Origin of the sequence: Devosia sp., assembly GCF_014860165.1 — a bacterium.
In the GTDB taxonomy this organism is placed as follows: domain Bacteria; phylum Pseudomonadota; class Alphaproteobacteria; order Rhizobiales; family Devosiaceae; genus Devosia.
This window is the reverse complement of sequence record NZ_JACZKG010000040.1, coordinates 1-11743: the sequence shown is the minus strand read 5'-3', so window position 1 is coordinate 11743 and position 11743 is coordinate 1. Positions and strand designations below refer to the sequence as shown.

Sequence of the window (11743 nt, the reverse complement as noted above, 5' to 3'; positions counted from 1 at the left end):
GCACCGCTGAGCATGACCAACCAACTCATCCTGATCATCGAAGACGACATCGAGATCGTGCGTATCCTGCAGGCTTATTTCGAGCGGGACGGCTTTCGCACCATCGCGGCCACCGACCCGCTGACGGGCCTCGCCCATCATCAGCGCCTCAAGCCTGACTTGGTGGTGCTCGACGTCAAGATGCCCAAGATGGACGGATATGAGACGCTTGCCGCCCTCCGCCGCATTGATGATGCCCCGGTGATCATGGTGACCGCGTTGGCGGAAGATCTCGACAAGCTCCAGGCACTGCGGCTGGGCGCCGACGACTACGTCGTCAAGCCCTTCAATCCGCTTGAGGTGGTGGCCCGCGCCCGCGCGATCCTGCGGCGGGCACAGGGCGGACGACAAAGCGCGGTCCTTCGGGCGGGACGCCTGAGCATCGATACGGAGGCGCATACAGTGCTGGTGGATGCCGAACCGCTCTCTGTGACGTTGACCGAGTTTCGTCTCCTGGCTCACATGGTGCGGTCGCCCAATCGGGTATTCGAACGGGGCGAATTGATCGATGCCTGCCTGCCCGAGGGCGAGGCGATGAATCGGACGGTCGACAGCCACATGAGCAATCTGCGGCGCAAGCTAGCTGCGGCGGGGTTGCCCGACTTGCTGTTGAGCGTGCGGGGCGTCGGCTACCGTCTGGACGTGCCGCATGGCTAGGCAGGTCAGTACGGCGCTGCAGATCGTGCTCGTGGCGGTGGCGCTTGCCTCGGCAATGGCCATCCTCGCCTATTTCGGCTTTCCCGCCTATTACGAGCTGGCGCTCCGCATCTGGCCGGCCGTGCCTGAGCATGACGCCCTCTGGACCTGGGTGGACTGGGGTTTCCTGCTCCTCACGCTGATCATCGGCATTCCTCTGGCGGTCCTGGGAGGTTGGTGGCTATCGCGGCGCATCGTCATACCGCTGCTTGAAGTGGCGAGGGCGATCCGCGCCGTTGCCGCCGGCGATCTCAAGGCCCGGGCCAATCCGAGCATACGCGGCTTCGGCGAATCGGCGCGGCTGGTGGAGGACTTCAACCTCATGGCCGCTCGGCTGGAACGTGCGGAGGCCGAACTGCACTATTCCAATTCCGCCGCTGCCCATGAGCTGCGCACACCGCTGACTATCCTGAAGGGGCGGCTGCAGGGGGTCGCCGATGGTGTCTTCACCCTGACGCCGGAGCTGGTCACTCTGTTGTTGACGCAAGTGGACGGCCTGACCCGCATTGTGGACGATCTCAGGGCCCTCGGGCTGTTCAATGCCGGTGCACTTGAGCTCAGCGTCACCGAGATCGACCTGGCCGATCTCGCCCGCGACGTCGCCGCGCTTTCCGCGGACGATCTCGACAGGAATGCCATGCTCGTCTCGCTGCGCCCGAACCCGGCACGCGTGCGTGCCGATCCGGACCGCATGCGGCAGCTTCTTCTGGCGTTGATCGACAACGCGATGCGTTACGCGCCAGGCGGGGCCCTCGTTATCGAGACTGGCGTCGAGAAGGCAACGGCGGTCATCCGCTGCCGTGACCACGGCCCAGGGCTTTCCTCCGACGCGCTGAAAAGCGCCTTCGAACCGTTTTGGCGCGCCGAGGATTCGCGCGCCCGCGACAAGGGCGGCAGTGGCCTGGGCCTCTCCGTCGTCAGGGCAATAACACAGGCGCATGGCGGTCACGTCCTGGCGGCGAATATGGAGGATGGAGGGGCGTGCTTCACAGTCTTCCTGCCGACCCCATCGGCGACTGGTTGGCAGCCCTCCCGGCTTGATCACGGTTCGACAGCCAATCTTAGGTAAGTGCGCTTCGGATGGTCTCCAGCGGCGTTTCGTGGAAGGTTTGTGCGTAGTAGGCAGCAAACCGGCCGAGGTGGAAAAAGCCATTCTCCATGGCGACCTGCGCCACGCTCTTGTTGCTGGTGCTGGTTCGCGTCAGCGCCCTGCGCGCCCGGTCGAGGCGCCGCTGACGCAGCCAGACGCCGGTACTCAGGCCGGTCGTCTGCAGAAAGGCCGCGCGCAGGACGTGGTCCGGCACGTCCAGTTCGGCGGCCAAGCCGGCGACGGACAGCACGCCATCGGGGTCGGCGTCCAGCCGGCGCTGGGCTCGCAGAAAAACGGCATAGGCGTAGCTTTCGCGCAGTTTGACATCGGTTCCCTGTGTGCCGACCAGCTCGCAAAGCTCGGAAAACTTGTCGAGGATCATCCCCGGCAGCACCTTTTCCATCTCGCCTGGCGCATGCCGCACGGCGTCCGGCGCTGAAGCAAGGATGGAAGAAAGCCAGGCGCGCAGTTCGTTGGCAGTGGCATGGTTCGCCACGCTGACGATCGGTCCGACCTTGTTGCGGTCATAGGCCGGGAGCGCCCTTTCGTCCACGACGACGTAGAAACCGCGTTCGGTTCCTCCCGTCACCACGTTGATCTCGCAGCCGCCGCGATGGATGAAAGCGACCGGCGCATATCTGTCGCCGTTGATCAGGCAGTCGTCGCCGGTGCCCATGGGCACGACCAGAACAACCTTGCCTGCTGGTGGCGAAGTGGCTTGCGCCACTGAGAGGTTCAGCCGTTCTTCCCCGATCGCCACGCGACCGAAGTCGATGAACGTGGTTGAACCGCGGAACTTGCCGCCGCTCAGCTGAGTATAGCGCTGTCCCCATCCCGGCAGGCCGGTTTCTTGTTCGGCTGCGTCGAGGAAACTCTTGACCAGATACGCGCTTGTGGCGGCCACCCTTGCTCTCCTTTGCAAGGGATTCCTAGTTGCAGGCTACGAAAAAGGCAACGATGAAGAATGCCTAAATAGTAGGCGAAATTAGTTCGGATATCGGATTTCGGATATCGCCAGCGCCTGATGTGGTCCCTCCACGCCTTTGATGGAGACCTGAATGGCCAAGACACTTTCCGCGACCTTTGGCCTGCTTTGCGCAATTGCCGGTGCCTGCGCACCGGTGACGGCGTTCGCGCAGGATGACGAATTCGTGCCCGAGACGCTGACAGCCAAGGCGGAGATGGACCCTGGCCCCAATGTCTTCGTCAATGTGCAGAACTGGTCCGGCGGTCCCAGTGTCGGCTATATCTACAGCGCCGAAGACCTGACCCGAAAAGGCAGCGTCAGTGGCGGCTCGCAGAGCCACTTCACCATCTCCAGGGACGGCACCACGGCCTACATGGCCTCCGGCTATTACCCGCGTTACGATTCCGGCGATGGCGAGCATGTGCTGCAGATATTCGACGTCGCCACCAATACGCTGACCAAGGAAATCCCCATTCCTTACAAGCTGGCGCAGTATACCGACGACCTGTCGCTGCTGCAGCTGAGTGCCGACGAGACCTTCGCCTTCGTGCAGAACGGCACCCCCGCGACTTCGGTGACGGTGGTCGACCTGGCCAAGGGTGAAGTGACCCAGGAAGTCCCGTCTCCGGGCTGTTTCGGCATCTACCCGCTGCTTGAGGGAATTGGCTTCTCGGCCATCTGCAACGACGGCGCGTTCACCACCTTCGTGCTGAGTGACGATGGCGCCACGTTCGAAAGCCAGAAGAGCCAAACCATCTTCGATCCGGACGCGGACCCGATCTACCTGTCGTCCGATCGTGCAGAAGGCGACCTGCTGTTCATCTCCTATCACGGCAATGTCTATCGCCTGTCCGACACGGGGGGCGTCATCAAGAAGCTGAGCGTCACCCCGATCGCCGACGGTGTCGAGGGGAACTGGGGTACCAGCGGCTATACTGTGGTGACCTATAACGAGGCCAACGGCATCCTGTTCGTGCCCATGGCATCAGAGCACCACGACGGCAGCCATTATCATGGGTCGGAGGAAGTCTGGGCCTATGACCTCAGGAACAAGGCCCTGCTGTACCGCTCGCCGCTGGCCGATCTGGTCGGCGTCGCGGTGACCGATGGCGCTGAGCCCGAGCTCTATGGGTTCAGTCTCAAGAACTCGATGGTCTACAAGTTCGAGGTCGATCCGCTGGCCCGCTTTGCCGCCAAGCAGGTTGCCGAGCACAGTGTCGATGGCTTCGCAACGACGCTCATGGTGTCGCCATGAGCGCGGTCACCCTGTCCTCGATGCTGACGGCGACGGTGACGGTCTTCCTGTGCCTGCTGTTCGCCCGGGCCGCCTGGCACAAGATCGCCGAGTTCACCGAGTTCACCGGCTTTGTAGCAGATTACCGGTTGGTGCCTGAGGCCCTGGTGAGACCGGTCTCGATGTCGGTGGTTGTCGCCGAGATACTCGTGGTGCTGCTGCAGCTCGTGCCTGGCGGACAGGTCTTCGGGCTGGTTCTGGCCATGGCCATCCTGGGCCTCTACGTCGCGGCGATGAGCATCAATATCCTGCGTGGGCGCACCAGCATCGAGTGCGGCTGTGGCGGGGCGGTGCAGCCGCTGTCGTGGTCGCTGGTCTGGCGCAACGCCGTCCTTATCACGATGGCCATCACCGCCGTGGCGACGGCCCCCTACAGCCTTGACGCCGGTAGCGCGATTGCGGCGTTGGCCTCCGGTTTCACCCTGTGGACGGGCTTTTTGCTGGCCGAGCAGATCCTGGCCAACGACGCCACCGCGCGACTGACGCGCTAGGCGCAAACCGACAAAGGAACATGAACATGAACATTCTCATCTTCGCGGTGACAGCCCTGTTCGCCATGGTGATCGCTCTTTCCGTGGGACTGTTTGCACTGGCCCGTCAGATCGGCGTGCTGTTCGAGCGGGTCTCGCCAATGGGGGCCTTGGTCAACGATTCCGGCCCTGAGGTGGGGCAGCAGACGCCTCTGTTCAACCTTCCCAGTCTGACGGGCGGCGCGGTCGCTCTGGGCCCCAAGCCGGGTCGCTCTACCCTTGTCTTCTTCCTCTCCCCCACATGCCCGGTCTGCAAGAAGCTGCTGCCGGTCATCGAGTCGGTGCGCAGGGCCGAGGGCCGCTGGCTCGATGTCGTTCTGGCCAGTGACGGGCAGAAGGCGCAGCACGAGCGGTTCATCGAAACCGCCAAGCTATCCAGCTACCCCTATGTGGTCTCCACCGAGCTTGGCCTGGCCTATCGCGTCGCCCGGCTGCCCTATGCCGTGCTGATGGATGAACACGGCGTCATTCGCTCCAAGGGTCTGGTCAACAGCCGCGAGCAGTTCGACAGCCTATTCAACGCCTTCGACATGAAGGTCCCCTCGATCCAGACCTACTTGGACGGCCAGCACGCCGTGCAGCACTAACCGTCCCTCACGGACAGGTCCAGACCTGCCTGTTGCTCAACCTTCAGCATCGGAGAGCCCTATGGCTAAAATGATCGACTCGTTTCTTGGATGGATGGACGCTGCAGCCGAAAATCGGACCCGCCGCATTGCAGATGGCTCGGGGCGCCGGAGCTTCCTGCAGAAAGCCGGCTGGGCCCTGGTGGGCGGCGCGGTCCTTCCGATGCTGCCCTATGACAATTCCAACGGGCAGGCCTTCGCCCGCGGACTTGGCGAACCGGACGAACTGCCCGAGGATTGCGAATACTGGCGCTACTGCTCCCTGCATGGCTCGCTGTGCAGCCAGTGTGGCGGCAGCGTAACCCAGTGCCCGCCCGGCTCCACGCCCTCCAAGGTTGCTTGGGTCGGCACCTGCCGCAACCCCAATGACGATAAGGATTACCTAGTTTCCTACAACGATTGCTGCGGCAAGGGCGGCAGTTGTGGGGATGGATGTTCACGCCAGGAAGGCGATCGTCCTGGCTATCGCTATGGTCTGGCCAGCGAATCGAGCTGGTGTCTGGCCAATACCGACAAGGGCATTCACTGCACCGTGGCCATCGTGGTCGGGCAGGCAGAATGAAGCTCACGCATCTTCTAATACATCTGGGATTGGCGCTGCTGATTGCAGCGCCCGTCACCGCCGACGAAGTCAGCGAACAGCTGTTCGTGGATGCCTGTAGCGGCTGCCACCAATTGGGCGGCGTCGGCCAGCCGGCCCTTGCGCCGCCGCTGGTGGATCCGGCGCTGTGGGCGGGTCTGGGCGAGCAGGCACCCGATTATCTTGTGGGCGTCATAGTCGGTGGCCTGACCGGCAAGATTACTGTCGCGGGGCAGGACTATATCGGCCTCGCTATGCCGCCGCAGGACTGGATGACCGACGAGGAGATAGCGGCCGTCGCAGCCTATGTCCTGAACGATCTCAATGGTCTCGACCTGACCGCAACGCCCGAACTGATTGCGGCTATCCGCCCAGCCCATCCGAGCCATCAGGACCTGCGGGCCATCCGCAAGGAGGCGTGGCAGTGACCTGGCTCAAGGCAATCGTGATCGTCCTGCTCGCCACCGGTATCGCCAGCGGCGCCGAGCGCACGCCCAAGGCCAGTTTCATCCTCAAATGCGCAGGGTGTCATCTGTCAGATGGCACCGGGATGCCGGGCTCGGGAATTCCCGATTTCGTGGGCAAGGTGGGTGTATTCGCCGCGCTGCCTGAGGGACGAGCCTATCTGCTGCACGTGCCTGGCGTCATCGGGTCGAGCCTCAGCGACGCCCAGATTGCCGAGGTGCTCAACTACATCATGGACACTTGGGCCGGTGCCTCCTTGCCTGCAGATTACCGGCCCTTCGAGGCCGCCGAGGTCAGCGCGTTACGGCAACAAAACGTCGGCAACGCCGTGAAATTTCGTCGTATTGTCGTCGACAAGCTCGAGGCGATGGGCCTGTCGGTAGCGGATTACCCGTGGCCCTAATATGCTGACGCGCGACGATCTTCGAGGATGATTGTGCTTGAGAAGCTCAGCACTTGGTGGGTCGTCAAGTCGCTGAAGGCCCAAATGGCAAGGTGACGTTTTTGCAGCAAGACCTTGGCCTCCGTGCTGACAACAACGAAGTCGGGCGCTCTGGGTTCATTGGGTCGTGCTTCGAACCTGGTGGCCAGAGATCAGCAGCGATTTCAGCGATGCTATTGGCCGCCCCCGCTCTCCACCTCATTTCGGCTATCGCGGTCTCCAAGGCGGACCGGCCGCTTTCGGCGCCGGCGGATCACGAGTTTAACGGCCGGAATGGGGCGCTAAGCTGCCATTGCCTCACTGAGATAACATCAGCAGTTTGGTGGGTCTTATGGCGGGTCAGTCTTTCGCTGACGCCTAATGCTTTGGCAGGCAACAGAGAAATAGAACAGGTGGCGGAGAGAAAGGGATTCGAACCCTTGAGACGGTTCCCCGCCTACACACTTTCCAGGCGTGCGCCTTCGACCACTCGGCCATCTCTCCGCATCGCCTTGATCCTGGGCTGGAAACGCCAGGAGGGCCGGCTGGTTGGCCGGCGCGAGCGAGGCGCAATATACTTATGAACGCCCCGGGCGCAAGGGATCACGACGTCGGGATGACGATTGTTTTTGCCTGAGGCGCTTGCCACCTTGTGAGCAGGCCGCCCTGCATGGCACAAAGAGGCCGTGCACGGGGCGGAACGGGTCAGGCCAGCGTCAGTTATCCCCTTCGGCACAGGGAAAGTGAATGCGGCTTGTTCTGCGAATTGTCGGCACCTGGCTGATCGGCTTGGCGCTGGTTCTGCTTGTTATCGACGGCACCAAGTCACTTGGGGCCAATGCGCTGGTCTATACCAGCCTGGCGGATCTGTGGACGCAGATCCATCCGCCCAGCCTACTGGAGGTCGAGGCCTTCTTCGAGAGCCGGTTCTTTGCCGACCTGCTCGATGCGGCGTTCAAGGCCGTGCTGGACTATCCGGCCTTTGCCGTGTTTGGCATTCCCGGAATTGTGCTGGCCCTGGCCGGGCGCAAGTCGCGCCGCGAGCGCTATCTGCGCGCCGACCAGATCTAGCGCCCTGTAACTTCGCCCGATCGTGCCGCGAATAGAGCGGTGAAAGGAAGATGCGACATGTTCTTCAAATCCAAGCCCACCAGCATTCCCGCTGCCAGCGAGGCCCTGCCCGGCCGCGACATGGCCATGCCGGTCGCCCCCGAGCATTTCGTCAATGGCCAGGCGCTCAAGGGTCCCTATCCCGCCGGCGCCCAGACCATCTATTTCGGCCTCGGCTGTTTCTGGGGCGCGGAGCGGCTGTTCTGGCCATTGCCGGGCGTGATCGTCACCGCCGTCGGCTACCAGGGCGGTTCGACGCCGAACCCGAGCTATGAGGAAGTCTGCTCGGGCCGCACCGGCCATACCGAGGCGGTCAAGGTGGTCTATGACCCCGCCAGGATCAGCCTCGAGGCGCTGCTCAAGACGTTCTGGGAAGAGCACGACCCGACCCAGGGCATGCGCCAGGGCAATGATGTGGGCACCCAGTATCGCTCGGCCATCTATACCACCACGCCCGAACAGGCCGATGTGGTGGACAAGAGCCGCGCGGCCTATCAGCAGGCTCTCAGCCAGCAGGGCCTGGGGCGGATCACCACCGAGGTCGCCCCGGCTGGTGAATTCTTCTATGCCGAGACCTATCACCAGCAATACCTGGCCAAGAATCCGCGCGGCTATTGCGGGTTGCAAGGCACGGGCGTGAGCTGCCCGATCGGGCTGGGCGTCGCCGCCGAATAGAGCAAACCATGCGCCGATCCGGTACACCGGGTCGGCGTTTTCGTCAGCAGGCTGTCGGCCTTGAGCGTCACCTATCCCGCCATCATGACCCGACCCGGCTTCGAGGCGTTCATCGTGACGCTGCCGAAGGCGACACTGGTGCGCCAGTGGCGCGACGACTCGGTGGCCAAGATCGGCGGCAAGGTATTCGCCCTGCTCGATCGCGATCCGGGCGAGGTGTGGCTCAAGGTGTCGCCCATGGCCTATGAGTTGCTGACCGACCTCGAGGGCATCAGGCCGGCGCCCTATTTCGCCCGGGCGGGATGGGTGGCCATATCGGTCGCCAGTCCGCTCAGCGGCGATGAGGTGGAGGCCTATATCCGTGAGGCGCATCGGATCGTGGCGGGGAAGCTGACGCGCAAGGCGCGGGCGGAGCTGGGGCTCGAATAGCCGGCTATTGCGGCAGCACGGCAAAGACCTGCAACGTGGCGCTGGGCAGGTTCACATCCTGTAACCAGGCCGGCAGCTTTCCCGCAGCATAGAGACTGGCGAAGCTGTCCTCGGCGCGGCTGGGCAGGCCCTTGAGCTCGGCCATGGCGGGGCAGAGCACGACAAGGCCGATCCCGCGCATGTCGAGAATGGTGCGGGCGCTGGCGATGGGATCGTTGAAGAAGCGATAGGCGTCGCGCACGCCCTGCTCATTGCGATGATAGGGAGCGGCCACCACTTCGTGCGGCGTATAGAGCAGCAGATGGGCGCCCAGGTCGATGGGGGTCAGGACCCGCTCGGGCGGCAGGGCGGCCAGATCGGCAAAGGCCGATGGCAGGAGGCACGGCTCCTTGCTGGCCCGGGCCTCGGCCATCTGCTGGGGGCGGCCGGGCACGACATTGACCACCGCGGTCACCAGCAGGGACAGCACGACGCCGGCGAAGGCCAGCCAGCTCAGCACGAGGCCGGCAATGGTGCGCAGGCGCGGGGCGGCGAGGTAATGCTGGCGGGCGCTGACGATAAGCCAGGCGGCGGCAGGCATGGCGGGCATCACCGCGAGGCGAGCGCCGCGCACCTGGGCCAGCATGACCAGCGCGGTGCAGACCATGAAGACGAGCAGGGCCGCCCATTCGGCGCGCTGCTGCGGCACGGTTCGGAGCCTCACGACGACAACCGCAGTGGCCAGCAGGGCCGGCACGCCCACGGCGATGGCATAGGCGGGCAGTTCGGTAATGGTGATGAACCAGGGACGGGCTTCGACGATGCTTGATATCCAGTTGGCCTGGAGCCACGGATCGAGGGCGCCATAGGGCCCGCCCAGGCATTGCGGATAGGCGAAAGCGACCGCGCCCATGCCGATTGCCGCGAGCAAGCCGAGCAGGACGAGGCGCTGCCACCAGGCGCGCAGCGGCAGCAGGCTGGCCAGGGTGAAGACCACCGCCACCACCAGCGCCACGGCGACATAGACCGGGGAGAGCACGTCGCAGGCTGGTTCGAGCCAGCGCGAAGGCGGCCGGAAGATGGCCAGGTGAACCATGGCGCCACCGGCGAAGGCGAGGCCGAAATGGCGCATGGTGCGGGCCCGCGCCGGATCGGCCACGAAGGCCAGGCCCATGACCAGGATGGCCGCGGCAATGGTGGGCAGCGATTCGGTGGCGATGGCCAGGGCAGTCGCGGCCAGCAGGCCGCAGGCAATGGCAAAGCGCGGGCGCCTGACGGCCTCGACGCCGGTCCACACCATGGCCAGCGTCAGCAGGATGACGACATTGTGGTGATCGACGCGGCCGGGGGTGAATTCGGCCGAGATGGCGGGGCTGAGCACCGGCAGCACCAGCGCCGGCAGCACGCCTTCGGGCCCGACGAGGCGATGGGCCAGGGTGGCGCTCAGCCATAGCAGCACGGCCAGCAGCAGCATGGGCCAGGCGGCACCGGCGGCAACCAGCGCCAGATCGGCCCCCAGGAGGGGCGTGAACAGCGCCAGCAGCAGGGCCAGCGGCAGGTCGATCAGCCGCGACCAGTGCAGTTCGGCGCCATAGGGCGTGTTGAGGCGGTGGGCGGTAAGGTCATACCAGGGCTGGCCGTTGAGCAGGTCGCGCACCATGACCATGCGCATGGCGTCGTCCGTATCGGCAAAGAAGGGCATGCCGGCCCGGCCATAGAAGGCGCGCACCAGCAGGATCGCGGCGGCGGCGGCGAAGACAAGGGCGACAAGACGCAGGTCGGGGCCGCGATGGGAGGACGGGTGGGTGGTCAAAGGGACGATCCTGCGATGATGGCGCAGGATGGACGGGCGCGGTTAAGATCGGGTGGAGGGCAGGCCACGACTCCGCCACGCATGCTCCCGAAATATGCAATTGCCTTCGTCGTCGGCGTAATATACCAAGTCACTCCTTGTTTATTTGCGAGTTCATGATGACCGATTCCGTTGAGGGCCGGTGGGCCGAGATTTTCACGCCGCGCTATGCGACCGTCACGCTGATCCTGTGCCTGGGCGTGGCGCTGTTGGCGTTCAACGCGTTTCTGGCCTCGATTTCGCTGCCGACGGCGGTGCAGGAAATGGGCGGGGTGGCGCTGATTTCCTGGGCGCTGACGCTGTTCCTGGTGTTCGCCATCGTGGGCGGATCGGGCGCGGCGCTGCTCAAGCAGCAGCTGGGCGCCCGCTCGGCTTTGCTGGTCTCGGCCGGCGTCTTCCTGGTTGGCACGGTGGTGGCGGCAACCGCCACGTCGATGGAACAGGTGCTGGTGGGGCGGGCGCTGCAGGGGCTGGGCGAGGGCGTGGTCTCGGCCATCTGCTTCGCGCTGATTCCGGAGCTGTTTCCGTCGCGGCTGGTGCCCAAGGTATTCGGGCTGCAGGCCATGATCTGGGCCATTGCCGCCTTTGGCGGGCCGGCCGCGGCAGGGCTCCTGACCGAGCTGGTGTCCTGGCGGGCGGCGTTCCTGGTCAATGTACCGCTGGTGCTGATCTTTGCCGCCATGGTGATGGTGAAGGTCCCGGCTCATTCGCCCGGGGACCGCGCGGCGGTGACCTTTCCCGGCCTGCGGCTGGCGGTGATCGGGGCGGCCATCATGCTGGTGGCGCTGGCGGGCCTAGCCGGTCCCGTGCTGGCGGCAGGCCTGCTGCTGGCCGCGGGCGTGCTGCTGGTGGCTGCCGTGTGGCTCGACGCGCGCAGCCGCGACCGGCTGATGCCGCCGGACGCCTTCCGGCCCATATCGGTGGTGGGCACGGGGCTGTGGATGGTGCTGCTGATCAACGTGGCCGGCGCCGGCTCGGCGGTTTACCTGG

General features: G+C 64.6%; 14 protein-coding genes and 1 tRNA gene. 12 read left to right on the top strand and 3 right to left on the bottom strand.

Going from position 1 to position 11743, the window contains the following annotated elements; genetic code table 11:
• Positions 1 to 12 precede the first annotated feature (12 nt).
• Together IH615_RS09165 and IH615_RS09160 are read left to right on the top strand one after the other, a co-directional pair.
• Positions 13 to 696 (top strand): response regulator, encoded by a 684-nt coding sequence (locus IH615_RS09165; RefSeq protein WP_291361562.1) that lies wholly within the window; start codon positions 13 to 15, stop codon positions 694 to 696.
• Positions 689 to 1804, top strand: coding sequence for an ATP-binding protein (locus tag IH615_RS09160; protein WP_291361560.1), 1116 nt, complete (start codon positions 689 to 691; stop codon positions 1802 to 1804). Before IH615_RS09165 ends, IH615_RS09160 begins: the two co-directional genes overlap by 8 nt.
• On the opposite strand, the gene IH615_RS09155 is transcribed toward IH615_RS09160, so the two are convergent.
• Positions 1797 to 2729, bottom strand: coding sequence for a helix-turn-helix domain-containing protein (locus IH615_RS09155; RefSeq protein WP_291361558.1), 933 nt, complete (start codon positions 2727 to 2729; stop codon positions 1797 to 1799). The genes IH615_RS09160 and IH615_RS09155 overlap by 8 nt on opposite strands.
• 154 nt (positions 2730 to 2883) lie before the next feature.
• Here IH615_RS09155 and IH615_RS09150 point away from each other — a divergent pair, with 154 nt between their 5' ends.
• From IH615_RS09150 to IH615_RS09125, 6 genes are all read left to right on the top strand, one after another.
• Positions 2884 to 4047 (top strand): amine dehydrogenase large subunit, encoded by a 1164-nt coding sequence (locus tag IH615_RS09150; protein ID WP_291361557.1) that lies wholly within the window; start codon positions 2884 to 2886, stop codon positions 4045 to 4047.
• Positions 4044 to 4577 (top strand): MauE/DoxX family redox-associated membrane protein, encoded by a 534-nt coding sequence (locus IH615_RS09145; protein WP_291361555.1) that lies wholly within the window; start codon positions 4044 to 4046, stop codon positions 4575 to 4577. The genes IH615_RS09150 and IH615_RS09145 overlap by 4 nt, the downstream gene beginning before the upstream one ends.
• 26 nt (positions 4578 to 4603) lie before the next feature.
• On the top strand, positions 4604 to 5203 hold the full coding sequence (gene mauD, locus IH615_RS09140) for a methylamine dehydrogenase accessory protein MauD (protein ID WP_291361553.1): 600 nt from the start codon (positions 4604 to 4606) through the stop codon (positions 5201 to 5203).
• Between the two features lie 61 nt (positions 5204 to 5264).
• Positions 5265 to 5804, top strand: a complete 540-nt coding sequence (locus IH615_RS09135) for a methylamine dehydrogenase light chain (protein ID WP_291361551.1) — start codon at positions 5265 to 5267, stop codon at positions 5802 to 5804.
• Complete coding sequence (locus IH615_RS09130; protein WP_291361549.1) at positions 5801 to 6250, top strand: cytochrome c; 450 nt, start codon at positions 5801 to 5803, stop codon at positions 6248 to 6250. The genes IH615_RS09135 and IH615_RS09130 overlap by 4 nt, the downstream gene beginning before the upstream one ends.
• Entirely contained in the window at positions 6247 to 6690 is a 444-nt protein-coding gene (locus IH615_RS09125) for a hypothetical protein (protein ID WP_291361548.1), read from the top strand. The genes IH615_RS09130 and IH615_RS09125 overlap by 4 nt, the downstream gene beginning before the upstream one ends.
• Positions 6691 to 7122: 432 nt before the next feature.
• Here IH615_RS09125 and IH615_RS09120 read toward each other — a convergent pair.
• Positions 7123 to 7212, bottom strand: a tRNA-Ser gene (locus IH615_RS09120).
• 243 nt (positions 7213 to 7455) lie between these two features.
• Here IH615_RS09120 and IH615_RS09115 point away from each other — a divergent pair.
• From IH615_RS09115 to IH615_RS09105, 3 genes are read left to right on the top strand one after another with little or no spacing between them, the layout of a single operon-like run.
• Positions 7456 to 7779 carry a hypothetical protein gene (locus IH615_RS09115; protein ID WP_291361546.1) on the top strand — a complete coding sequence of 108 codons (324 nt, stop codon included), beginning with the start codon at positions 7456 to 7458 and terminating at the stop codon, positions 7777 to 7779.
• A 57-nt stretch (positions 7780 to 7836) separates the two neighbouring features.
• A complete protein-coding gene (gene msrA, locus IH615_RS09110; protein ID WP_291361545.1) occupies positions 7837 to 8493 on the top strand; it encodes a peptide-methionine (S)-S-oxide reductase MsrA in 657 nt (218 codons plus the stop codon).
• Positions 8494 to 8553: 60 nt separating this feature from the next.
• Entirely contained in the window at positions 8554 to 8922 is a 369-nt protein-coding gene (locus tag IH615_RS09105; RefSeq protein WP_291361543.1) for an MmcQ/YjbR family DNA-binding protein, read from the top strand.
• 4 nt (positions 8923 to 8926) lie between these two features.
• Here IH615_RS09105 and IH615_RS09100 read toward each other — a convergent pair whose 3' ends face one another.
• Positions 8927 to 10714: a hypothetical protein gene (locus IH615_RS09100; protein WP_291361542.1), complete on the bottom strand. Its 1788-nt coding sequence runs from the start codon at positions 10712 to 10714 to the stop codon at positions 8927 to 8929.
• Positions 10715 to 10872: 158 nt separating this feature from the next.
• On the opposite strand from IH615_RS09100, the gene IH615_RS09095 reads away from it, so the two are divergent.
• Positions 10873 to 11743 (top strand): MFS transporter (locus IH615_RS09095; protein WP_291361541.1); only part of this gene is annotated, 871 nt, incomplete at its 3' end.

Bases quoted from the DNA above. Each gene is read 5' to 3' on its own strand.
- IH615_RS09165 (WP_291361562.1), top strand. From the start codon at position 13: ATGACCAACCAACTCATCCTGATCATCGAAGACGACATCGAGATCGTG.
- IH615_RS09160 (WP_291361560.1), top strand. From the start codon at position 689: ATGGCTAGGCAGGTCAGTACGGCGCTGCAGATCGTGCTCGTGGCGGTG.
- IH615_RS09150 (WP_291361557.1), top strand. From the start codon at position 2,884: ATGGCCAAGACACTTTCCGCGACCTTTGGCCTGCTTTGCGCAATTGCC.
- IH615_RS09145 (WP_291361555.1), top strand. From the start codon at position 4,044: ATGAGCGCGGTCACCCTGTCCTCGATGCTGACGGCGACGGTGACGGTC.
- mauD (WP_291361553.1), top strand. From the start codon at position 4,604: ATGAACATTCTCATCTTCGCGGTGACAGCCCTGTTCGCCATGGTGATC.
- IH615_RS09135 (WP_291361551.1), top strand. From the start codon at position 5,265: ATGGCTAAAATGATCGACTCGTTTCTTGGATGGATGGACGCTGCAGCC.
- IH615_RS09130 (WP_291361549.1), top strand. From the start codon at position 5,801: ATGAAGCTCACGCATCTTCTAATACATCTGGGATTGGCGCTGCTGATT.
- IH615_RS09115 (WP_291361546.1), top strand. From the start codon at position 7,456: ATGCGGCTTGTTCTGCGAATTGTCGGCACCTGGCTGATCGGCTTGGCG.
- msrA (WP_291361545.1), top strand. From the start codon at position 7,837: ATGTTCTTCAAATCCAAGCCCACCAGCATTCCCGCTGCCAGCGAGGCC.